This window comes from Actinomadura sp. WMMB 499 (assembly GCF_008824145.1).
In the GTDB taxonomy this organism is placed as follows: domain Bacteria; phylum Actinomycetota; class Actinomycetes; order Streptosporangiales; family Streptosporangiaceae; genus Spirillospora.
Map to the genome: position 1 here is coordinate 6,259,428 of NZ_CP044407.1, position 21,643 is coordinate 6,281,070.

Annotated in this window: 20 protein-coding genes and 1 pseudogene; 14 read left to right on the forward strand and 7 right to left on the reverse strand. The window is 73.1% G+C overall.

The features are described 5' to 3' along the window. Window positions 1-11 precede the first annotated feature (11 nt). A complete protein-coding gene (locus F7P10_RS28335) occupies window positions 12-617 on the reverse strand; it encodes a flavin reductase family protein (RefSeq protein ID WP_151013822.1) in 606 nt (201 codons plus the stop codon). Between the two features lie 212 nt (window positions 618-829). Between F7P10_RS28335 and F7P10_RS28340 the strand changes: the two genes are divergently transcribed. The 13 genes and pseudogenes from F7P10_RS28340 (at window position 830) to F7P10_RS28395 (ending at window position 13,420) form a co-directional block, all read left to right on the forward strand. Beyond that, a complete protein-coding gene (locus F7P10_RS28340; protein ID WP_151013824.1) occupies window positions 830-1,735 on the forward strand; it encodes an alpha/beta fold hydrolase in 906 nt (301 codons plus the stop codon). Further along, window positions 1,732-3,486 carry an FAD-binding protein gene (locus F7P10_RS28345; protein ID WP_151013826.1) on the forward strand — a complete coding sequence of 585 codons (1,755 nt, stop codon included), beginning with the start codon at window positions 1,732-1,734 and terminating at the stop codon, window positions 3,484-3,486. Before F7P10_RS28340 ends, F7P10_RS28345 begins: the two co-directional genes overlap by 4 nt. Then, the gene (locus F7P10_RS28350) at window positions 3,483-4,517 is read left to right on the forward strand and encodes a ferredoxin--NADP reductase (RefSeq protein WP_151013828.1); all 1,035 of its coding nucleotides are present in this window, start codon (window positions 3,483-3,485) and stop codon (window positions 4,515-4,517) included. The genes F7P10_RS28345 and F7P10_RS28350 overlap by 4 nt, the downstream gene beginning before the upstream one ends. Window positions 4,518-4,561: 44 nt before the next feature. Next, window positions 4,562-5,746 carry an acyl-CoA dehydrogenase family protein gene (locus F7P10_RS28355; RefSeq protein ID WP_151013830.1) on the forward strand — a complete coding sequence of 395 codons (1,185 nt, stop codon included), beginning with the start codon at window positions 4,562-4,564 and terminating at the stop codon, window positions 5,744-5,746. A 217-nt stretch (window positions 5,747-5,963) separates the two neighbouring features. Beyond that, a complete protein-coding gene (locus tag F7P10_RS28360; protein WP_151013832.1) occupies window positions 5,964-6,881 on the forward strand; it encodes a VOC family protein in 918 nt (305 codons plus the stop codon). 4 nt (window positions 6,882-6,885) lie between these two features. Further along, complete coding sequence (locus F7P10_RS28365; RefSeq protein WP_151013834.1) at window positions 6,886-8,373, forward strand: FAD-dependent oxidoreductase; 1,488 nt, start codon at window positions 6,886-6,888, stop codon at window positions 8,371-8,373. After that, window positions 8,370-9,251, forward strand: a complete 882-nt coding sequence (locus F7P10_RS28370; RefSeq protein WP_151013836.1) for an LLM class F420-dependent oxidoreductase — start codon at window positions 8,370-8,372, stop codon at window positions 9,249-9,251. The genes F7P10_RS28365 and F7P10_RS28370 overlap by 4 nt, the downstream gene beginning before the upstream one ends. Next, window positions 9,248-9,331: pseudogene (locus F7P10_RS45530) on the forward strand (hypothetical protein); the annotation flags it as partial. The gene F7P10_RS28370 and the pseudogene F7P10_RS45530, both read left to right, overlap by 4 nt. A gap of 98 nt (window positions 9,332-9,429) precedes the next feature. Then, a complete protein-coding gene (locus tag F7P10_RS44705; RefSeq protein ID WP_254716810.1) occupies window positions 9,430-9,708 on the forward strand; it encodes a nuclear transport factor 2 family protein in 279 nt (92 codons plus the stop codon). Between the two features lie 330 nt (window positions 9,709-10,038). Continuing rightward, window positions 10,039-10,590, forward strand: coding sequence for a hypothetical protein (locus F7P10_RS28380; RefSeq protein WP_151013838.1), 552 nt, complete (start codon window positions 10,039-10,041; stop codon window positions 10,588-10,590). A gap of 4 nt (window positions 10,591-10,594) precedes the next feature. Continuing rightward, a complete protein-coding gene (locus tag F7P10_RS28385; RefSeq protein ID WP_151013840.1) occupies window positions 10,595-11,476 on the forward strand; it encodes a DUF4097 family beta strand repeat-containing protein in 882 nt (293 codons plus the stop codon). 220 nt (window positions 11,477-11,696) lie between these two features. Further along, the gene (locus tag F7P10_RS28390; protein WP_151013842.1) at window positions 11,697-12,638 is read left to right on the forward strand and encodes an ATP-binding cassette domain-containing protein; all 942 of its coding nucleotides are present in this window, start codon (window positions 11,697-11,699) and stop codon (window positions 12,636-12,638) included. Continuing rightward, window positions 12,635-13,420: an ABC transporter permease gene (locus tag F7P10_RS28395; protein WP_151013844.1), complete on the forward strand. Its 786-nt coding sequence runs from the start codon at window positions 12,635-12,637 to the stop codon at window positions 13,418-13,420. The genes F7P10_RS28390 and F7P10_RS28395 overlap by 4 nt, the downstream gene beginning before the upstream one ends. Before the next feature lie 159 nt (window positions 13,421-13,579). On the opposite strand, the gene F7P10_RS28400 is transcribed toward F7P10_RS28395, so the two are convergent. The 5 genes from F7P10_RS28400 to F7P10_RS28420 are packed head-to-tail and all read right to left on the reverse strand — an operon-like array spanning window position 13,580 to window position 19,133. Next, window positions 13,580-14,542 (reverse strand): ABC transporter ATP-binding protein, encoded by a 963-nt coding sequence (locus F7P10_RS28400; protein ID WP_151013846.1) that lies wholly within the window; start codon window positions 14,540-14,542, stop codon window positions 13,580-13,582. Continuing rightward, window positions 14,542-15,510: an ABC transporter ATP-binding protein gene (locus F7P10_RS28405; RefSeq protein WP_151013848.1), complete on the reverse strand. Its 969-nt coding sequence runs from the start codon at window positions 15,508-15,510 to the stop codon at window positions 14,542-14,544. The genes F7P10_RS28400 and F7P10_RS28405 overlap by 1 nt, the downstream gene beginning before the upstream one ends. A 9-nt stretch (window positions 15,511-15,519) precedes the next feature. Continuing rightward, window positions 15,520-16,548 carry an ABC transporter permease gene (locus F7P10_RS28410; RefSeq protein ID WP_151013850.1) on the reverse strand — a complete coding sequence of 343 codons (1,029 nt, stop codon included), beginning with the start codon at window positions 16,546-16,548 and terminating at the stop codon, window positions 15,520-15,522. After that, complete coding sequence (locus F7P10_RS28415) at window positions 16,541-17,497, reverse strand: ABC transporter permease (protein WP_254716070.1); 957 nt, start codon at window positions 17,495-17,497, stop codon at window positions 16,541-16,543. The genes F7P10_RS28410 and F7P10_RS28415 overlap by 8 nt, the downstream gene beginning before the upstream one ends. Window positions 17,498-17,522: 25 nt before the next feature. Further along, window positions 17,523-19,133, reverse strand: coding sequence for an ABC transporter substrate-binding protein (locus F7P10_RS28420; RefSeq protein ID WP_254716071.1), 1,611 nt, complete (start codon window positions 19,131-19,133; stop codon window positions 17,523-17,525). Window positions 19,134-19,306: 173 nt separating this feature from the next. On the opposite strand from F7P10_RS28420, the gene F7P10_RS28425 reads away from it, so the two are divergent. Beyond that, complete coding sequence (locus tag F7P10_RS28425; RefSeq protein WP_151013852.1) at window positions 19,307-20,980, forward strand: AMP-binding protein; 1,674 nt, start codon at window positions 19,307-19,309, stop codon at window positions 20,978-20,980. A 15-nt stretch (window positions 20,981-20,995) separates the two neighbouring features. Here F7P10_RS28425 and F7P10_RS28430 read toward each other — a convergent pair whose 3' ends face one another. Then, window positions 20,996-21,535, reverse strand: coding sequence for an RICIN domain-containing protein (locus F7P10_RS28430; RefSeq protein ID WP_151013854.1), 540 nt, complete (start codon window positions 21,533-21,535; stop codon window positions 20,996-20,998). Window positions 21,536-21,643: the final 108 nt, after the last annotated feature.

Here is a 21,643-nt window from a genome sequence, read left to right on the forward strand (position 1 = left end):
CGGGAGCGGAGTCACATCCAGCCCCACTGCCCGCTCCACCAGGCGTCCGGGGCGTCCGCCGACTCGGGGTTCTCCGGCTCGTCCACGCCGAACCGGCTGCGGAAGAAGACCATCGGGCGGTCGAGGCGGTCCTCCGGGCGCCGCACCCCGAGGACCCGGCCGATCACCACGTCGTGGTCGCCGGCGCGGTGGACGTCCCGCACCTCCGCGTGGACGGCCAGCAGGACGTCCCGGAACTCGGGCGTGCCCCACGGGGAGACGTCCCAGGCGAGCTCCTCGAACTTGCGCCCGCGGCTCGACCCGAACCGCTGGCACAGGTCGCGCTGGTCCTCGCCGAGCACGTTGACGCAGAACCGCCCGGCGGCGCGGATCCGCGGCCAGGACCGGCCGCGGACGTCGGCGCAGAACAGCACCAGCGGGGGCTCGAGGGAGACCGACGTGAACGACTGGCAGGCGAAGCCGATCGGTTCGCCGCCCTCGATCGCGGTGACGACGGTGACGCCGGTGGCGAACTCCGACATCGCCCGCCGGAACTCGGCGGGGGTCGGTTCGCCGGCGGCCGGGTCTTCGGTGGGCTCGGTGTGCGGCGGCGTGGTGAGCGCTGGTTCGGCTGGCATCGATGCACCTCGGATCGTCGCTGGTCTGGTTCGGAACGTAAGCGCCGCCGGTGCGCGGGCGTGCGTCCGATCCCGTTGAGCGGAACGGGGTTCGGGACGGACGGCGCCGGGCGGTGCGGGCGGGGATGTCCCGCTGATCGGGATCCGGGGCGGTGCCCGCGCGGCGCGCAGGCATACGTTCCGGACAAGCCACTGTGAAGGACTGAGAGGCCATGCCGACGGAGTTGACGTACGACGCGACGCTGCGCGAACTCGCCACCGAACAGGGCGTCCTGCGCTACCACGAGGCCGGTGAGGGCCCGCCCCTGCTGCTGCTGCACGGCTCGGGTCCGGGCGTGACGGGCTGGCGGAACTTCCACGACAACCTGCCGCTGTTCTCGAAGTACTTCCGCTGCCTGATCCTGGAGTTCCCCGGCTTCGGGGTGAGCGACCCGACCGACCAGCACCCGATGGTGGCCGCGCCCGCCGCGGTGGCCCGGTTCCTGGACGGGCTGGGCCTCGACCGCGTCGACGTGATCGGCAACTCGATGGGCGGCATCATCGGGACGCGGTTCGCGCTCGCGCACCCGGACCGGGTCGGCAGCCTCGTCACGATCGGCGGCATCGGCCGGAACATCTTCAGCCCCGGCCCCGGCGAGGGCATCAACCTGCTGATGGAGTTCACCGAGAACCCCACCCGCGAGGCGCTCGTCCAGTGGCTGAACTCGATGGTCTTCGACCCGCGGCTGGTGACCGAGGAGCTCATCGAGGAGCGGTGGAAGCAGGCCACCGACCCCGACACGCTGGCCGCCGCGCGGCGCATGTACGGCAAGGCCGCGATGGCCGCGAACTTCAAGATGCAGGCGAAGTCGGACGAGCCGCCGTACTGGGCGATGCTGCACAAGCTCAAGGCGCGCACCCTCGTCACCTGGGGGCGGGACGACCGCGTCAGCCCGATGGACATGGTTCTGGTGCCGATGCGGACGATCCCCGACGTGCAGGTCAACATCTTCCCGAACTGCGGGCACTGGGTGATGATCGAGCAGAAGGCCGCCTGGGAGAGCGCGGTGCTGGCGTTCCTCACGCGCACCGGCGAGCAGGCCGATACGCGCACCGGCGGCGAGCGGGGCGGCGCGTGAGCGCGGCGGCCGGCGGGACCGGCACGGACGGCCGGGCCCCCGAGCAGGGCTTCGACCACGAGTACGACCTGGTGATCGTCGGCAGCGGCGGCGGCGGGATGGCCGCGGCACTGACCGCGCACGACGCGGGGCTGAGCGTCCTCGTCGTGGAGAAGGGCAAGAAGTTCGGCGGCAGCACCGCGCTGTCGGGCGGCGGGATCTGGATCCCCAACAACCCGATCCTGCGGGCGCGCGGCCACGACGACAGCCGCGAGTCGATCCGCCGCTACCTCGACCTGCTCACCGAGGGCCGCGTCCCCGCCGCCCGCCTCGACGCCTACGTCGACAACGGCCCGGCGGCGATGGAGCTGATCTGCCGCAGCAAGTGGATGCAGTTCTTCTGGACGAAGGGCTACGCCGACTACCACCCCGAGCTGGAAGGCGGACGGCCGCTGGGCCGGTCCATCGAGGCCAAGCCGTTCGACACCCGCAAGCTCGGCGAGGACGAGAAGTACCAGCGGCCCAACAACATGAAGGGCCCGCTGGGCCTGTGGATCACCGCGAAGGACTACCACGACCTCGCGATGGCCAAGCGGACGTGGGCGGGCCGCCGCGCGTCGATGGTCGCGGCGTGGCGCGTCTCGTCCAACCTGGTCCGCCGCCGCCACATGTCGACCGGCGGGCGCGCGCTCGTCGCCCGGATGCGGATGGCGCTCAAGGACGCCGGGATCCCGCTCTGGCTGAAGACGAAGATGACCGACCTCGTCACCGCCGGGGACGGCACGGTCACCGGCGTCGTCGTGGAGCGGGACGGCGAGACGCTGCGGCTGCGCGGGCGGTGCGGGGTGCTGCTGGCGACCGGCGGGTTCGACCACAACCGGGAGATGCGCGAGACGTACCTGCCGGAGGGCGGCCGGGAAGACTTCGCGATGGGCGCGCGGGAGAACACCGGCGACGGCATCCGCCTCGGCGAGGGGCTCGGCGCGGCGCTGGACTTCATGGACGACGCGTGGTGGATGCCCGCCGTGCGGCACCCGGCCGGTGCGACGATCCCGCTGGTGTCCGAACGGGCCATCCCGCGGATGGTGATCGTGTCCCCGGAGGGCAAGCGGTTCACGAACGAGGCGGCCCCGTACGTGAACTTCGTCCACGACCAGCTCGCGGGCGGGCACGTCCCGTGCTGGTTCGTGATGGACGCGAAGACGCGCGCGCGCTACCCGTTCGCGCAAATCCTTCCGGGCGCGCCCATCCCCAAGGCGTTCTACGACAAGGGGATCGTGTTCAAGGCCGACTCCCTGGACGAGCTCGCGAAGCAGATCGGGGTCCCGGCGGACGCACTGGGCGAGACCGTCCGGACCTTCAACGAGTACGCGCGCGCCGGCAAGGACCCGGAGTTCGGCCGCGGCGAGAGCGCCTACGACCACTACTACGGCGACCCCAACCTCAAGAACCCGAACCTGGACGCCATCGAGTCGGCGCCCTACTACGCGTGGAGGCTCGAGGTCGGCGACCTGGGCACCAAGGGCGGCCTGGTGTGCGACGAGCACAGCCGCGTCCTGCGCGCGGACGGCTCGGCGATCCCCGGCCTGTACGCGACGGGCAACACGTCCGCGTCGGTGATGGGCAACGAGTACGCGGGTCCGGGCGCCACGATCGGCCCGTCCATCGTGTTCGGCTACATCGCCGCCCGGCACGCCGCGGCCCGGGACGAGACCGGGGCCGGGGGCGAGCGGGGCGCGGCCGGGACGGCCGCCGCGGCGGAGCGGCCATGACGGGGTTGAAGGCGCGGGTCGTCGAGGTCGTCCGGGAGACGGCCGACGCGCACTCGCTCGTCCTGGAACCGGCCGACGGCGACGACCGCGACCGGTTCCGGTACAAGCCCGGGCAGTTCCTGACGGTCCGGGTGCCCGCGCCGGACGGCTGGGCGGCGCGCTGCTACTCGCTGTGCAGCTCGCCGGTCACCGACGACCGGCTCAAGGTGACGGTGAAGCGGGTCGAGGGCGGGCTCGGCTCCAACTGGATCTGCGACAACGTCACCGCGGGCGACGTGCTGGAGGTGCTGCGGCCGTCCGGCACGTTCACGCCGCCGTCGCTGGACGCGGACCTGCTGCTCCTCGCGGGCGGCAGCGGCATCACCCCGGTCATGTCGATCCTCAAGTCGTGCCTGGCCGGAGGCTCCGGGTCGGTCGTCCTCGTCTACGCGAACCGGGACGAACGGTCCGTCATCTTCGCGGACGAGCTGCGGGCGCTCGCGGCGGAGCACGGCGAACGGCTCACGGTCGTCCACTGGCTGGAGTCGGTGCAGGGGCTTCCCACGGAGCCGGGCATACGCGCGCTGGCGCGCGCGCACACCCACCGCGAGGCGTTCGTGTGCGGGCCCGGCCCGTTCATGGACCTGACGGCGTCGGCGCTCACGGGCCTCGGCATGAACGTCCACATCGAACGGTTCTTCTCGCTCGCCGCCGACCCGTTCGAGACCCCCGAGGGCCCCGACCCCGAGGAGGCCGCGGACGGCGACGCGGGCGAGCCCGGCGAGATCGAGGTCGAGCTGGACGGGGAGACCCGCACGCTGCCCTGGCCCCGGTCCGAACTGCTCCTCGACACCCTGCTGCGGGCCGGGGTCGACGCCCCGTTCTCGTGCCGCGAGGGCTCCTGCGCCGCGTGCGCCTGCGTCGTCCTGGAGGGCGAGGCGGTCATGGACGCCAACACCGTCCTCGACGAGCGGGACCTCGCCGACGGGCTCATCCTCGCCTGCCAGGCGCGGCCGGCCGGCGACCGGCTCAAGATCACATACGACGGCTGACCGCGGCGCCCCGGCACCGCGCACGACACCACGGGAGACAGGCGATGACGAACCGCGTCCTCGACACGATCATGGAACGGGCGGAGGAGATCCGCGAGCTCGGCCCCGTCAACGAGCGGCTCGGCAAGCTCGACGACAAGGCCGCCAAGGTGCTGCGCGACGCCGCCGTGATCAGGATGCTGCAGCCGGCGGCGCACGGCGGGCTGGAGGCGCACCCGCGCGACTTCGCCGAGACCGTCATGGGGATCGCCGCCCTGGACGGCTCCACCGGCTGGGTCGCCGGGATCGTCGGCCTGCACCCGTGGGAGATGGCGATGGCCGACCCGAAGGTGCAGCAGGAGATCTGGGGCGACGACCCCGACACCTGGATCGCGTCCCCGTACGCGCCGATGGGCGTGGCCCGTCCCGTGGACGGCGGCTACATCTTCAACGGCCGCTGGCAGTTCTCCTCCGGCACCGACCACTGCGACTGGATCTTCCTCGGCGCGATGCTGGGCGACAAGGACGGCAAGGTCGCGCAGCCGCCGAACTCGCTGCACATGATCCTGCCCCGCTCCGACTACGAGATCGTCGAGGACTCCTGGAACGTCGCCGGGCTGAAGGGCACCGGCAGCAAGGACATCATCGTCCGCGACGCATTCGTCCCCGAGTACCGGACGATCCCGTTCAGCAAGATCATCGACGGTACGGCGCCGCGCGAGGCCGGGCTGACCAATCCGACCTTCCTCGTGCCGTTCTCCTGCGCCTTCCCCCTCGGCATCACCTCCGCCGTGATCGGCATCGCCGAGGGAGCCCTCGCCCACCACCTCGCCTACCAGCGGCAGCGCGTCCAGATCACCGGCACCAAGATCAAGGACGACCCGTACGTCCTCTACGCGATCAGCGAGGCCGCCGAGGAGATCAAGGCGTCCCGCACCGCGCTGATCGACAACGCCTCGCGGATGTACGACAAGGCCGCGGCGGGCGAGGAGTTCTCGTTCGCGGAGCGCGCCGCCGGGCGCCGCACCCAGGTCCGCGCCGCGTGGCGGGCGGTGCAGGCGATGAACGAGATCGTCGTCCGGTCCGGCGGGAACGCGATGCGCACCGACAACCCGATCCAGCGATTCTGGCGGGACGCGCACGTCGGCCTCGCGCACGCCATCCACGTCCCCGGCGCCGTCTACCACGTCTCCGCCCTCACCGACCTGGACATCGAGCCCCCACAGGGCCCGATGCGCTCGATGATCTGAGCCCCCGGATCCCCCGCCCGGCCGGACGGCCGGGCGGGGATCGCGCCTGCCCGGCGCCTCCGGGCGGGAGCGCGACAGGGTTCTCACTGAGCGGGAAAGCGCCGCGCGCGCGGGCGTTCGCTTTGACACTTTTGCGCTTGGACACGTTGGCCCGGGACGGCCGTCGCAGGTCGTGGACGGCCGGCGCGGGGCCGCGACTTCGAAGGGATCGAGGACAGTGACGCACATCCGTGGGCTCGGATATCTCAAGGTCCAGACGCAGCACATCGAGCGGTGGCGCGAGCTGACGATCGGCGCGCTCGGGTTCGCCGAGGGCTCCGGCCCCGATCCGGACGGCCTGTACCTGCGCATGGACGAGCGCCGGCACCGGCTCGCCGTCCTGCCCGGCGACACCGACCGGGTCCTCGCGATCGGCTGGGAGGTGCGCGACCAGTTCGCCCTCGCCGCCGTCCGGGAGGACGTCGAGAAGGCGGGGGTCGAGGTCACCGAGCTGTCCCGGCGCGAGTGCGCCGACCGGGGCGCCGAGGCGGTCATCGCGTTCCGCGACCCGGGCGGCACCCCCGTCGAGGTGTTCTTCGGCCCGATCCTGGACCACTCGCCCGTCCGCACCGGCCAGGCGCAGAAGTTCGTCACCGGCGCGCAGGGCATGGGCCACGTCGTCCTGCCCACGCCGCGCCAGCCGGACGCCGTGAAGTTCTACACCGAGGTCCTCGGCTTCCTGCCGCGCGGCGCGTTCAACGCCAGCCCGGACCCGGAGGCGCCGCTGCGGATCCGGTTCATGGGCGTCAACCAGCGCCACCACAGCCTGGCGATCGCCCCCGCCCCCCACGACGGCGACCCCGGCCTCGTCCACCTGATGGTGGAGGTCGACACCCTCGACGCGGTCGGCCGGGCGCTCGACAACGTCGCCAAGAGCGGCTTCTCCATCTCCTCCACGCTGGGCCGCCACACCAACGACAAGATGGTGTCGTTCTACGTGCGCGCCCCCGGTGGCTGGGACATCGAGTACGGCTGCGAGGGCATGCTCGTCGACGAGACGTACTACACCGCCGAGGAGATCACCGCGGACAGCTACTGGGGCCACGACTGGTCCGGTTCCGAGCCGCTCGCCGCGTTCGCCCCGAAGGGCTCGTGACCGGGTGAGCGACCGATCGTCCGTCGAGCCCGTCGCCGCCTCGGCCGTCGGCGGGTTCGACCACGAGTGCGACGTGCTCGTCGTCGGCTTCGGCTGCGCGGGCGCGGCGGCCGCCTACGAGGCCGCCGCCGCGGGCGCGGACGTCCTCGTCCTGGAGCGCGCGAGCGGCCCCGGCGGCTCGTCCGCGCAGTCCGGCGGCGAGCTGTACCTCGGCGGCGGCACCGAGATCCAGAAGGCGTGCGGCTTCGACGACACGCCGGACGCCATGTACGCCTACCTCGAGGCGGCGATCGGCCCGAACGCCGACACCGAGAAGCTCCGGCTGTACTGCGACGGGAGCGTCGAGCACTTCGAGTGGTTCCGGGCGCGCGGCGTCCCGTTCAACCCCACCCTCCACGAGACGCCGGTCTGGATGCCGATGACCGACGACGGGCTGATGTGGCTGGGGGAGAACTCCTGGCCGTACAACACCCTCGCCGAGCCCGCCCCGCGCGGTCACCGCCCGGCCGCGCCCGGATTCGCCGGGGGGATCCTCATGGAGCGGCTCGCCGCCGCCGCCACGGAGGCGGGCGCCGTCACGCACACCGACACCCAGGCCGCCGCGCTCGTCCTCGACGGAGGCAGGGTCGTCGGCGCCGTCGCCCGCAGGTACGGGGAGCGGGTCGCCTACCGGGCCCGCCGGGCCGTCGTGATCACCACCGGCGGGTTCGTCGACAACGAGGAGATGCTCGCCCACCACGCGCCCCTCCTCCTCGGGCACGGCAAGGTCAGCGACGGCCTCGACGACGGCTCCGGCATCCGGATGGCCACCGCCGCCGGCGCGGCCGTCCGCCGCATGTCCGCCGTCGAGATCGCCCTCACCGCGCTGCCCGCGCTGGCGGTCCGCGGGATGCTCGTGGACGGCCTCGGCCGCCGGTTCATCAACGAGGACGTCTACCCCGGCCACTTCAGCGTCCACGCGGTCAAGCACCAGCCCGGCCCGTACTGGACGATCATCGACGAGGAGGGCTTCGAGTCCGTCCCGGAGGCCGACCGGTGGGGCCAGCGGCCCGCGCACGCCGCGGAGACCCTCGCCGAGCTGGAGCGGGAACTCGGGATGCCCGCCGGGTCCCTGGAGGCCACGGTCGAGACCTACAACCGGCACGCCGAGAAGGGCGAGGACCCCTACTTCCACAAGGACCCCAGGTGGCTCCGGCCGCTCAAGCCGCCGTACGCCGCGATCGACCCGCGCGCGGGCTTCTTCGACGGGGGCGGCGGCAAGGGCAGCGGCGCCGCCGGTTTCACCCTCGGCGGGCTGCACACCACCGTCGACGGGGCCGTCCTGAACAACTCCGGCGACACGGTCCCCGGACTGTACGCGGCCGGCCGCGCCTCCTCCGGCATGCACGGCGAGGGCTACATCAGCGGGACGTCCCTGGGCGACGGCACCTTCTTCGGGCGCCGCGCCGGGCGGGCCGCCGCACGGGCCGCCGCACGAGAGGAGAACGCGTGAGGTACGCCGTCCTGGCGCCCGTCGCCGCCGGTGTCACCGCCGACCCCGCCTGGATCGGCGCCTACGCCGAGCACGCGGACGCCTGCGGGTTCGAGTCGATCGTCGCCGTCGAGCACGCCGTCGTCGCGAGCCGGTACGACAGCGTCTACCCGTACGACGCGTCCGGGAAGATGGAACTGGCCGACGACCTCGACATCCCCGACCCGCTGGACCTCCTCGCGTACCTGGCGGGCCGCACGTCCCGGATCGGCCTGGCCACGGGCGTCCTCGTCCTGCCGAACCACCACCCGGTCGTCCTCGCCAAGCGCCTCGCCACGATCGACGCCCTCTCCGGCGGACGGCTCCGCGTCACGGCCGGGATGGGCTGGATGCGCGAGGAGATCGAGGCGTGCGGCGCCGCCTTCGACACGCGCGGGCGCCGCGCCGACGAGCAGATCGCCGTCCTGCGCGCGCTCTGGGCCGACACCGCGCCCGAGGGCGCCACCCACGACGGCGAGTTCTTCAGCTTCCGCAACGCGATGAGCTACCCGAAGCCCGTGCGGAAGGGCGGCGTCCCCTTGCACATCGGCGGGCACAGCAAGGCCGCCGCGCGCCGCGCGGGCCGTCTGGGCGACGGGCTCCAGCCCTTGGGCGTCGCAGGAGACGAACTCGAAGCGCTGGTCAAGCTCATGCGCGAGGAAGCCGAACGCGTGGACCGTGACCCCGACGTCCTGCAGTTGACCCTGGGCCACAGCCTTGCGAAGGTCACCCCGGAGAAAGCGGAGAAGCTCGCAGACCAGGGCGCCGACCGCCTGGTCCTGCGCGCCACCACCACCCAGGACCTGAGGGAGGCCAAGGACGAGCTGTCGTCCTGCGCCGAACGCCTCGGCCTCTCGTGACCGTCCTCGCGGCGGGCGACCGGATCGACCTGCGCGACCTGGTCGCCCGCTACGCGTTGCTCGCCGACCGCCGCGACCTCGACGCCCTCGCGTACCTGTTCACGCCCGAGGCCACGCTCGTCCTGCCGGATCCCCCGCGCAGCTTGGGCCGTCCCGCGCGCACACGGGACGCGACGCGATCGTCCGGGCGCTCTCGACGCTCGAGGCCGTCCCCGTCACGTCCCACGAACTCGCGGGCGAGGTGTTCGACGCGGGTGACGAGCCCGGCACGGCGTCCGGGTACGTCACCTGCGTCGCCCACCACATCACCGAGCACGACGGCAAGCGCACCGACCTCGCCTGGCACCTGCACTACACCGACGCCTACACCCGCCACGACGGCATGTGGCGGATAGCCCGCCGCGCCTTGCAGATCGACTGGATCGAGACCCGTCCCGTCCGGAAGGCACGAACGTGACCCGAGACAGTGTGGTGACCGGAGGCGCCCTCGGCATCGCGGCGTCACGAGTGATGTCACGATGCAGTCGTCCGTGATGTCACCACCACGTCACTTCGGTGCGACGCCAACTCGCCCGCACAGGTGCGGCGCGCCGATCGGAAGAAGCGACGTCAGCTCCGAACCCACTGACGCCATTCGCCGTCGGCTCGATGACCTGCAAGTTCTCCAGCTTTCCTCCGGTCGTTGACGGGCGTCGGAGCAAGGTGCGGCAGTCGCCTTCGGCTGTGACGTCACGCGCAGACGGCAGCCGACTTGACATGACGTCACTGATGACGCCATGATGACGTCATGGATATCGCGACGTACGTCGACAGCCTTCGGCGCGAGCTCGCGGTCGCCGCCGAGGCCGGAGGGGAGGATTCCCGCGCCCTGGCGGAGCGGCTGACCTCGCCCCTCGAGGCGGCGGTCCGCCTCGTCCTGCTCGAGGCGCTGTCGGACGCGGCCGACGAGATCACGCGGGACCTGGCGCCCGGCTCGGTCGAGGTCCGGCTGCGCGGCCGCGACCCCGACTTCGTGGTGACGCCGCCGCCCGCGGAACCGGCCCCCGCGGAGGCGCAGCCGGGCGGCCTCCGGCAGGCGCTGGCCGGTGCGCTGGAAGTGTCGATGGGCGTCCGCGCGCCGGTCGCCGAGCCCGAGGAGGGCGGCGGCACGTCGCGGATCACGCTCCGCCTGCCGGAGCACCTCAAACCACTGATCGAGGAAGCGGCGGGCCGGATGGGCCTGTCGGTCAACGCCTGGCTCGTCCGGGCCGTGACCGCCGCACTCGAACCCGGCGGCTCCCCGCAGGACAGAGGCGAGGGACGGCCGATCGGGCGGAACTACACCGGATGGGTGCGCTGACGACATGCAGACCGGATCCCAGGGACGTCGCGAAGACGTCCACGAGTACACGTTCGAGACCCCCGGCCCGATCGTCGCCGCCGTCGAGACCACGGGGGGCATGGTCCGGCTCCGCGCCGGGGACCGCGCCGACACCCTGGTGGACGTGCGGCCGAGCGACCCCGCGCGCGACCTCGACGTGCAGGCGGCCGAGCACACCCGCGTCGAGTTCGAGGCGGGGCGGCTGTCGGTGAAGACGCCCCGCTACAAGGTCCGCTCGCTCGTCGGCGCCCCGCCGTCCGTCGAGGTGACCATCGACCTGCCGGCCGGCTCCCGGGTCGACGGCAAGGGCGGCGGTCACTTCCGCGGCGAAGGCCGGCTCGGCGACACCGACCTCGACACCGCCGCCGGATTCGTCCGGTTGCAGCAGACGGGACGGCTGAAGGTGCGGGCCGCCGTCGGGGAGATCTCCGTCAACCGGGCGGTCGGCGGCGTCGAGGTGGTGTCGTCCACGGGCAAGATCTGGCTCGGCGAGATCGACGGCGCCTCGTCGGTGAAGACGTCCAACGGCGACATCACCGTCGGCGAGCTGGCGGGGGAGGCGCGCCTGGTCACCGCGAACGGCGACATCCGGGTCGGCCGGTCCCGCGCCGAACTCGACGCGAAGACCGCGCACGGCAGCGTCCGGATCGGCGAGGCGATCAGCGGGAGCGCCACGCTGGAGACCGGCTTCGGCGAGGTGGAGATCGGCGTCCCCGAGGGGACCGCGGCCTGGCTGGAGGTGAGTTCCGAGCACGGCAACGTGCGGAGCGAGCTGGACGCCGCCGACGACCCCGGCGGGTCCGTCGAGCTGGTCGAGATCCGCGCCCGCACCCGCTTCGCCGACATCCTGGTCCGCCGCGCCTGACCCACCCACCGACCCCGGCACCCGACCCACCACGACCGCTCGGCGCGACCGCGCCGTCCCCGGCGTCCATCGAGGGCACCCCACGCCCGGCTCCTGAGGACGACCGCCCGCCGGCCCCCTGAGCCGCACCGGCACCACCCGACCCACCGACCGTCGCGAAGCGTGCGCTCCGCGCCGCCCGGCGCCCCGGCACGCCCCACCTCAACTACGGAGAGTAATCATGATGGAACCGGCCATCACCGTCACCGGCCTGCGCAAGTCCTACGGCGACAAGATCGTGCTGGACGAAGTCGACCTGCGGGTCGCCCGTGGAACCGTCTTCTCGCTGCTCGGCCCGAACGGCGCGGGCAAGACGACCATGGTGAAGATCCTTTCCACGCTGATCCCCGCGGACGGCGGTGCGATGACGGTCGCCGGGCACGACCCCGCCGCCGACCCCGACGCCGTGCGCGCCGCGATCGGCGTGACCGGGCAGTACTCGGCCGTCGACAACCTGCTCACCGGCCGGGAGAACCTGGCCCTGATGGGCGACCTGCAGCATCTCGGGCGGGCCGCGTCCCGGCGCCGCGCCGACGAGCTGCTCGAGCGCTTCGACCTGGTCGAGGCGGGCCGCAAGCCGGCCGGCACCTACTCCGGCGGGATGCGCCGCCGACTCGACCTGGCGATGACCCTCGTGGGGAACCCCGCCGTCATCTTCCTGGACGAGCCCACCACCGGCCTGGACCCCCGCAGCCGCCGCACCATGTGGCAGGCCATCCGCGACCTCGTCGCGGGCGGTGTGACGATCTTCCTCACCACCCAGTACCTGGAGGAGGCCGACCAGCTCGCCGACCGGATCGCGGTCCTCGACCACGGCCGCCTGATCGCGGACGGCACCGCCGACGAGCTCAAACGCCTCATCCCCGGCGGCCACATCCTGCTCCGCTTCACCGACCAGAACGCCGTCTCCACCGCCGTGCACGCCCTGACCGACGCCGCCCTCGGCGAGGACGGCCTGTCCCTGCGGATCCCGAGCGACGGCGGCGTCCGCTCGATGCGCGACCTGTTCGCCCGCCTCGACGACCTCTCGATCGAGGTGGCGGAGATGTCCGTGCACACCCCCGACCTCGACGACGTCTTCCTCACCCTGACCGGCCGCCCCGAAACGGAGCCCCAGCGATGACGACCGTGACCCACTCCCTCACCGACTCGGCGACGATGCTGCGCCGGAACCTGCGGCGCATGCTGCGCTACCCGTCGATGACGGTGATGCTCATCGGCATGCCGGTGGTCTTCCTGCTGCTGTTCGTCTACGTCTTCGGCGGCACCCTCGGCAACGGCATCGGAGGCGACGGCGGCCGGCGGGCCTACATCGACTACGTGACGCCCGGCATCATCCTGATGGGACTGGCGGCGACCGCGCAGGGCACCGCCATATCGGTCGCCATGGACATGACCGAGGGGATCATCGACCGCTTCCGCACGATGGCGGTCTGGCGCCCGTCGATCCTGACCGGCCACGTGATCGGAAGCGTCATCCAGGCCCTGCTCAGCATCGCGGTCGTCATCGGCGTCGCCCTCGCGATCGGGTTCCGTCCGGACGCGTCCCCGCTCGAGTGGCTCGCGGCCCTCGGCCTGGTCACCGGCTTCGCGCTGGCCCTCACCTGGATCTCCGTCGGCCTCGGGCTCGCCGCCAAGACCGTAGAGAACGCCAGCAACTCGCCGATGATCCTGATGCTCCTGCCGTTCTTCGGCAGCGCCTTCGTCCCCACCGACACGATGCCCACCGCGCTCCGCTGGTTCGCCGAGTACCAGCCGTTCACGCCCCTCACCGAGACCCTCCGCGGCCTTCTCCTGGGGGCCCCGATCGGCGACAGCGGCGTCCAGGCCGTCGCCTGGTGCATTGGCCTCACGACCGCCGGCTACGTCTGGTCGGTCTACAAGTTCAGCCGCACCACCAACTGAACCGGCACGGCGCTCGCGCTCCCGGCCCCGCACCCCCGGTGCGGGGCCGGGAGCGGTCCTCGTTGCCCGCGGACGGCTGCGTCCGGCGGCGCACCCTTCGCGCGACGTCGGCCTTCGGGCGCGAGTTCCGCGCCCGAAGTACGCGGGGGCACCGGGCCGTCAGGTGTGGTGGCAGGCGATGTGGTGGGCGGGGGCGTGCTCGCGGAGTTCGGGTTCCTCGGTGGCGCAGCGGTCGGTGGCGAGGGGGCAGCGGGTGCGGAAACGGCAGCCGCTGGGCGGGGCGAGAGGGGACGGGGGATCGGTGTTCGCCACGGCGTCGGTCGTGCCGGACGCCTCGGGGACGGAGTCGAGGAGGAGCCGGGTGTAGGGGTGCCGGGCCGAGCCGGCGAGTGCGGCGGACGGGACGACCTCGCACACCTTGCCGAGGTACATCACGAGAACGCGGTCGCTGATGTTCTTGACCACCGCGAGATCGTGCGCGATGAAGACCATGCTCAACCGGCGTTCGGCGCGGGTGCGTTCGAGCAGGTTCAGGATCTGCGCCTGCACCGAGACGTCGAGGGACGAGACGGGTTCGTCGCAGATGAGGACGTCCGGGTCGGTCATGAGCGCGCGGGCGATGCACACGCGCTGGCACTGGCCGCCCGACAGCTCGTGCGGCCGCCGGTCGCGGACGGTCGCGGGGTCGAGCCCGACGGCGTGCAGGATCTCGTCGACCCGTTCGGCGGACGGGCGCGTGCCGCGGATCGTCGGGCCCTCGGCGACGAGGTCGCGGACGCGGCGGCGCGGGTTCAGTGCGGCGACCGGGTTCTGCAGGATCATCTGCAGGCGTTCGCGGTGGTCGCGCAGGCGGGCGCGGGGCAGCCCGGTGAGTTCGGTGCCGCCGAGGCGGACCGAGCCGGACGTCGGCGGGGGCGCCTGCAGGACGGCGCGTCCGGTACTGGACTTGCCGCAGCCGGACTCGCCGAGGATGCCGAGGGTCTCCCCGTCGAGGAGGTCGAAGCTGACGCCGGAGACGGCGTGCACGGTGCCGCGGCCCGCGGGGAACTCGACGGTGAGGTCGCGGACGGTGAGGACGGGGTCGGACTGCGGGCGCAGGTGCGCGGTGCCGGTGCCGGCCATCAGGCGCCTCCTCGGGGATGGTGGCAGGCGAACGCGCGGTCGCCCGCCGGGACGAGCGGCGGCGTGTCCGCGCGGCAGACGCCGGTCGCGTGACCGCAGCGGGGCGCGAAGCGGCAGCCGGGCGGTGGATCGGCCATGTTCGGCGGGGCGCCGTCGATCGTCCGCAGGGTGGTGTGCGGCGGGTCGTGCAGGTGGGGGATCGAGGCGAGGAGCGCCTCGGTGTACGGGTGGCGGGGGTCGTCGAACAGGGGGCGGGCGGGCGCGAGTTCGGCGAGGCGGCCCGCGTACATGACGGCGACGCGGTCGGCGCGGCCCGCGACGACGGCGAGGTTGTGGCTGATCAGGACGATCGCGGTGCCGAGTTCGGACTGCAACCGGCCGAGCAGGTCGAGGATCTGCTTCTGCACGGTGACGTCGAGGGCGGTGGTGGGCTCGTCGGCGATGAGCAGGGCGGGCTCGCCGGCGAGGGCCATCGCGATGACGACGCGCTGCCGCATGCCGCCGGACAGCTCGTGCGGGTACTGGTCGAGGCGGCGGCGCGGTTCGGGGATGCCGGTGAGGCGGAGCAGTTCCTCGGCGCGGGCGCGGGCGGCGGCGCGGGAGTGCCCGTGGCGGCGCAGGCCCTCGGTGAGGTGCCGGCCGACCTTCTTGACCGGGTTGAGGGCGGTTCCGGGGTCCTGGAACACCATGCCGACGCGGGCGCCCCACAGCTTGCGGCGTTCGGCGGGGGCGAGGGCGTGCACGTCGGCGCCGTCCAGCACGACCCGTCCGGACACGGCCATGTCCGGGCCGGTGGTGTAGAGGCCCATGACGGTGCGGCCGAGCACCGATTTGCCGGAGCCGGACTCGCCGACGACGCCGAACATCTCGCCCGCGCCGACGGTGAAGGACACGCCGTCCACGGCCTTGAGCGGCCCGCGCGGGGTGGCGATCTCGGTGTGCAGGTCCTCGACGGTGAGAAGGGTCATCGGGGGCTCCTAGAGCTTCGCCTGCCGGGGGTCCCAGCGCTTGCGGGCCTTCTCGCCGACGAGGTTGAACGCGAAGACGGTCAGGAAGAGGGTGACGCCGGGGACGAGCACGATGTGCGGGTGGTCGGTGAACGCGTTGTTCTGCTCCCCTTCGGCGATCATGTTGCCCCAGGACGGGTCGGGCGGCTGGACGCCGAGCCCGAGGAAGCTGAGCGACGCCTCCGCGACGATCAGCACTGACACCATGACCATGCCGTAGGACGCGAGAGGCGGCACGACGTTCGGGAGCAGCTCGCGGGTCGCGATGCGCCACCGGGACGCGCCGAGCAGGTCCGCCGCGAGGACGAACTCGCGCTGCGCGAACGCGAGGGTGTTCGCCCGCGCCATCCGGATCATCCCGGGGATCGCGAGGAGGGACAGCGCGACGGCGATGTTGGTCAGCGTCGGCTCGAGCACGGTGCCGAGGGCGATCAGCAGGATCAGCGGCGGCACGGCCAGCAGCGAGTTGGTGAGGACGCCGACGGGCGGGTCGGCGCGCCGCAGGTAGCCGGCGGCGATCCCGGCGGCCCCGCCGACGACCATCCCGATCAGGACGGCGCCGAGCGACACGACGAGGGAGGACCGGGCCCCGTGGATCAGGCGGGACAGCAGGTCGAGCCCGAAGTTGTTGGTGCCGAGCGGGTGCGCGGTGGACAGGTCGGGGACGGCCATGCCGGGGGAGTCGAGGGTCGCGACGATGTCCTCGTGCTCGCCGAGCGGCAGCAGCGGCGCGAGGAGCGCGGCGGCGACCAGCACGGTCAGCCAGGCGGTGCACAGCCAGAACATCAGGTCGAAGCCGGGACCGAACAGGGCGCGGCCGGTGCGGTCGAGGCCGAGGTAGGACGCGGCGAGGCCGGTGAGGACGGCGCCGAGCTGCCACCATCCGGTGCCCGCGAGCACGGTCACCGACGCGCCGAGCACGGCGAGGCCGAGCACGGCGAGACCGGCGGCGGCGGCCGGACCGGTCCGGCGTGCGGGGGACTTCGCGGCGTCAGACATGGGCCCGCCTGATTCGTGGGTCGAGACGTCCGTAGGACACGTCGATCAGCGCGTTCGCCAGCACGTAGATGAGGGCGATGACCAGCACCGCGCCCTGCACCGTGGGGACGTCCCCGGCGTCGGCCGCGCCGATGATCAGCGTGCCCATGCCGGGCAGCGCGAACAGGTGCTCGACGATCACGGTGCTGCCGATGAGCCGGCCGAGGCTGACGCCGAGCAGCGTGACGAGGGAGAAGGAGGACGGGCGCAGCGCGTCGCGCACCAGCACGTGCACGGGCGGCATGCCCTTGGCGCGGGACGCGAGGATGAAGTCCTCCCGCAGGGTGGTGATGAGGTCGCCGCGCAGGACGCGCGTGAACGTGGCGACCTCGACGAGCGCGATCGTCAGCGCGGGCAGGAACGCGTGGTAGAGGTTGTCGCCGATCCCGTCGGACAGCCGCGCCCATTCGAGCCGGGGGAACCAGCCGAGCCGTTCGGCGAACAGCGCGATGAGCAGCATCCCGGCGAGGAAGCTCGGCACCGACAGGATCGCGAACGTGCCCGCGCTCACCAGCCGGTCGACCCGCCCGCCCGCGCGGTACGCCGACCACAGGGCGAGCGGCACCGCGACGGCCAGCGCGATCAGCAGGGCGAGGACGGCGAGTTCGACGCTGACCGGCAGGGCGGCGCCGATCCGGCCCGCGACGTCGTCGTAGGGCGGGACGAACGAGGTGCCGAGGTCGCCGGTGACGGCGTCCCCGACCCACCGGGCGTACCGGGCGGGCAGCGGGTCGGTGAGGCCCATCTCCTCGCGCTGCGCCTGGTACTCGGCGGGCGTGTGGCCCTCGCCGAGGACGGCCACGGCGGGGTCGCCGGGCATCAGGTCGACGAGCGCGAAGGCGCCCATGCTGACGACGAGCAGGACGAGCACCAGCTCGACCGGCCGCCGCACCGCGTCGCGCACGTTCACCTCCGGCACCTCCGTGACCTCCGGTTCAGTCCCGCGCGAGCCACGCGTCGTCCAGCAGGACCATGCTGTTGACGGTCCCGGCGACGCCGCGGACGCGCTCGGGCCACGCGATCAGCTCGGGCTGCGGGCCGAACACCAGCGCGGGCACGTCCTCGTTCCACCGCTCCTGGATGCGTCCCATCACCGCGCGCTGCGCCTCCTCGCCGTCGGCGCCGCGCAGTTCCTCGATGAGCGCGGACATCTCCGGGGTGGTGGCCATGCCGACGGTGAGGTTGCCCTCGCCGTGCAGGGTGGCGTACATGCGGGCGAACGGCCCGGCCTCGCGCCAGCTGATGCCCCAGCCGGAGACGTCGTAGGTCTTCTTGACCGACACCTTGGTGATCTGGTCGGCGATGGACCGGACGAGGTCGAGTTCGACGTCGAACCCGACGCTCTCCAGCATCGCCTTCGCGGCGAGGGCGGTGGTGCGGGACGCGGGGTCCTGCGCGTCCAGCCAGGTGACCTTGCCGTCGTAGCCGTCGGCCTTCGCCGCCGCGAGCAGTTCGCGCGCCCGGTCCGGGGCGTAGGGCAGCGGCTCGGCGGCGGTGTGCCAGCGGGAGAAGCCGGGGAACAGCGCGTTGCTCGCCAGGCCCGTTCCCGGGTAGGCGCGCCGGTAGATCACCTCGGGCTGGATCGCGAGGTGCATGGCCTTGCGGACGCGCGGGTCGGCGCCGGGGTGCCCGGCGGTGGCGTTGATGACGGCGACGTTGCCGAGCGCGACCATGTTGAGGAAGCCGGAGTGGCCGGCTTCGAGGGCGTCCCGGACGATGACGGGGTCGCGGAGGAACGCGGCCTGGATCCGGCCGCTGTCGAGGGTGGCGAGGGCGGCGTCGGGGTCGTCGACGTAGACGAGCCGGACGCGGTCGAGGTGCGGGCGGCCGTCCCAGTAGCCGTCGCGGGCCTCGAGGACCATCTCCTCGTCGGGCGCGTACCGCGCGAACTCGAACGGGCCCGCGCCGACCGGGCGGAACCGCTCCCCGGCGTCGGACGACTTCGCGACGATCATCCCGGGCCCGCCGGCCAGCATGAACGGGAAGGACGGCCAGGGGTGCGCCAGCTCGAACACGACGGTGCGGTCGTCAGGGGTTCTTACGGCTCGGACGTTCGCCTTCCAGAGTGCGGCCTCGTCGGCGCCCTTGCGCACGTACCGTTCGATGCTCCACTTCACGGCGGCCGCGTTCAGCTCCGTCCCGTCGCCGAACTCGACGCCGTCGCGGAGCCGGAGCGTCCAGGTCGTATCGCCGTCGCCGCTCTCGAGGCCCTCGGCGAGCTGGGGGACGACCTCGCCGCTCGCGGGGTCCCAGCGCATGAGGACGTCGTAGATCGCGGCCATCTCGACGCCGCCGGTGGACCCGGCGACGATCGTCTCGGCGGGGTCGAGGAGCCCGGTCTCGGCGTAGGCGGCGAACGTGAGGGTGCCGCCGTCCACGGGCGTCCCGCCCGGCTCCGTTCCGATCATCCCGACGCGGTACTCGGCGGGCCGGGCGTCCCGCTGGATCGTTCCACCGTCGGACTGCCAGGCGCACGCCGTCGCCGCCGTCGCGACGGCGAGGATCCCGGCGGCGTGCCGGAACCGTCTGCTCGCGATGGTGCGCACATCCCTCCCCGGGGCCGCCGTCCGGCCGCGTTTTCGGGACGGACGCCTTGCAGGTCCGAACGAGGAAAACAGCGCGTGCACCGCCGGACGGGACGAGTCCCGCTCAGTGGGATCGGGCGGCGCCGCGCCCGGCCGTCCTGCCGGACGCTGCGTGGACGCGACGGAGGAGGAGCATGACCGAGGACAGGGCACCGCACGGTGGCGGGGTGCCGGACGGTGGCGGGGTGCTGGGCGACGACCGTCCGGCGGACGACCCGACGTTCGCGGGGCTGGTCGCGGCGCGCGGCGGCGACGACCGTCCGGGGCTGTCGTTCGAGGACCGGTCGTGGACGTGGCGCGAGGTCGTCGCGGAGGCGCGGCTGCGGGCCGGACTCGTCCGGGACCTGTCGGCGCCGGGGCCGGAACCGTGGCACGTCGGGCTGTTCCTGGAGAACGGGCCGGACCACCTGTTCTGGCTGCTGGGCGCGGCGCTCGCCGGTGTCCCGGTGGTGGAGCTGAACCCGACGCGGCGCGGCGCCGAGCTGGCGCGCGACATGTCCCACACCGACTGCGGCGCGGTCGTCACCGAGACGGCCCGCGCGGAGCTGCTCGACGGGCTGACGGACGTGCCCGTCCTGGTCGTCGACACCGCCGGGCACGCGGAACGCCTGGCGCGCGCCGTCCCGCTCGAGGGCGCCCCCGGCGACGACCCGGCGACCGTGTTCTGCCTGATCTTCACGTCCGGGACGACGTCCGCGCCGAAGGCCGTGTTGTGCGGCCAGGGGCGGCTCGGGCGCATCGCCCGGCAGCAGGCCGCGCGGCGGAACCTCGGCCGCGACGACGCGTTCTACGTGGCGATGCCGATGTTCCACTCGAACGCGCTGATGGCGGGCATCGCCCCGGCCGTCGCGACCGGCGGGCGGCTGGTGCTGCGGCGCCGGTTCTCCGCGTCGGGCTTCCTGCCGGACGTCCGGCGGTACGGCGTCACGTTCTTCAACTACGTCGGCAAGCCGCTCAGCTACATCCTCGCGACCCCGCCGCGACCCGACGACGCGGACAACCCGCTCCGCATCGCGTTCGGCAACGAGGCGGCGCAGCGCGACATCGACGCGTTCGCCGAGCGGTTCGGGTGCACGGTCATCGACTCCTACGGGTCGAGCGAGGGCGAGATCCGCATCGGCCGCGTCCCCGGGACGCCGCCGGGCTCGCTGGGCGTCGCCGAGGACGGCGTGATCGTCGCCGACCCGGAGACCCTCCGGGAGTGCCCGCGCGCCGAGTTCGACGAGCACGGCCGGCTGGCGAACGCCGACGAGGCCGTCGGCGAGATCGTCGACACGCGGGGCGCCGCGAGGTTCGAGGGGTACTACCGCAACCCGGAGGCGACGGCGAAGCGCGTCCGGAACGGCTGGGTCTGGTCGGGCGACCTCGCCTACCGCGACGCCGCCGGGTACTGGTACTTCGCCGGTCGCGGCGACGACTGGCTGCGCGTGGACGGCGAGAACTTCGCCGCCGCGCCGCTGGAGCGGCTGCTCGCGCGCTACGACGGGTTCGCCGACGTCGCCGTGTACGCCGTCCCGGACGAGCGCGTCGGCGACCAGGTGATGGCGGCGGTGACGCTCGCGCCCGGCCGCCGGTTCGACCCGTCCGGGTTCGCCGCCTTCCTGGCGGGGCAGCCCGACCTCGGCACCAAGCAGGCGCCCCGGTACGTGCGCGTGCTGGCGGAACTGCCCCGCACCCCGACGAACAAGGTCCTCAAACGTGTGCTGCGGGACGCGGCGTGGAACACCGGCGACCCGGTCTACGTGCGCCGGTCGGGCGGGTTCGTCCGGCTGGCGGCGTCCCCGGCGGCGTCCCCGGAGGGGAACTGACCGGCGCGCCGCCGATCAGTTCCCGGCGCCCGCGCCGGCCTCGGCGGGCTCGAACGTCCAGAGCTGGTGGTCGTGGTCGCTCCGCTCGGGGACGAGGTAGGCGTGCCTCTCGCTCTCGTGCCAGGTGAGCAGCTGCCCGTCGCTCGCGAGCGAGATGACGTAGTAGCCGTCGGCGACGCGGGTCGCGTACCAGAGCGTCGGCTCCTTCTCGCAGGAGCGCCACGCGACGTTGCGCGGCCACCCCTTGCGCGGGGACACGCCCAGGCAGTCGTCCGTGGCGGCGCCGTCCGGGGTGGCGCGGACGATCTCGATGCCGTCCGACATGAGCCGGAACCGCCAGACCGTGCCGCACGGCCCGACGGTGCCGCGCGCGCCGGCGTCCGCCGGGCCGTTCAGGCAGCGGCCGCCGTGGTCGGTCATGATCTGGTATTCGCCCGGCGGGTAGGGCTCGGCGGACGCGGCCGGGCCCGTCAGGACGAGCGCGGCGGCCCCGAGACCGGTGGAAAAGGCCGCGGCGACGGCCGTCGAAACGGTTGCGGGCAGGCGAGAACGCATGGTGGTACCTCCGGAATGGAATAGCTGATCACCCGAATCACATCCCGGAGCGACCTCGAAGTCAACACTCTTCGTGGTCAACCAATAACGGTAAGTGCGCGTCTATGC

Excerpts from the sequence above, each read along its gene's own strand:
- F7P10_RS28430 (WP_151013854.1), bottom strand. The coding sequence starts at position 21,535 with ATGCGTTCTCGCCTGCCCGCAACCGTTTCGACGGCCGTCGCCGCGGCC.
- F7P10_RS28400 (WP_151013846.1), bottom strand. The coding sequence starts at position 14,542 with ATGGCCGGCACCGGCACCGCGCACCTGCGCCCGCAGTCCGACCCCGTC.
- F7P10_RS28385 (WP_151013840.1), top strand. The coding sequence starts at position 10,595 with ATGCAGACCGGATCCCAGGGACGTCGCGAAGACGTCCACGAGTACACG.
- F7P10_RS28380 (WP_151013838.1), top strand. The coding sequence starts at position 10,039 with ATGGATATCGCGACGTACGTCGACAGCCTTCGGCGCGAGCTCGCGGTC.
- F7P10_RS28350 (WP_151013828.1), top strand. The coding sequence starts at position 3,483 with ATGACGGGGTTGAAGGCGCGGGTCGTCGAGGTCGTCCGGGAGACGGCC.
- F7P10_RS28405 (WP_151013848.1), bottom strand. The coding sequence starts at position 15,510 with ATGACCCTTCTCACCGTCGAGGACCTGCACACCGAGATCGCCACCCCG.
- F7P10_RS28410 (WP_151013850.1), bottom strand. The coding sequence starts at position 16,548 with ATGTCTGACGCCGCGAAGTCCCCCGCACGCCGGACCGGTCCGGCCGCC.
- F7P10_RS28355 (WP_151013830.1), top strand. The coding sequence starts at position 4,562 with ATGACGAACCGCGTCCTCGACACGATCATGGAACGGGCGGAGGAGATC.
- F7P10_RS28390 (WP_151013842.1), top strand. The coding sequence starts at position 11,697 with ATGATGGAACCGGCCATCACCGTCACCGGCCTGCGCAAGTCCTACGGC.
- F7P10_RS28335 (WP_151013822.1), bottom strand. The coding sequence starts at position 617 with ATGCCAGCCGAACCAGCGCTCACCACGCCGCCGCACACCGAGCCCACC.
- F7P10_RS28395 (WP_151013844.1), top strand. The coding sequence starts at position 12,635 with ATGACGACCGTGACCCACTCCCTCACCGACTCGGCGACGATGCTGCGC.
- F7P10_RS28340 (WP_151013824.1), top strand. The coding sequence starts at position 830 with ATGCCGACGGAGTTGACGTACGACGCGACGCTGCGCGAACTCGCCACC.
- F7P10_RS28425 (WP_151013852.1), top strand. The coding sequence starts at position 19,307 with ATGACCGAGGACAGGGCACCGCACGGTGGCGGGGTGCCGGACGGTGGC.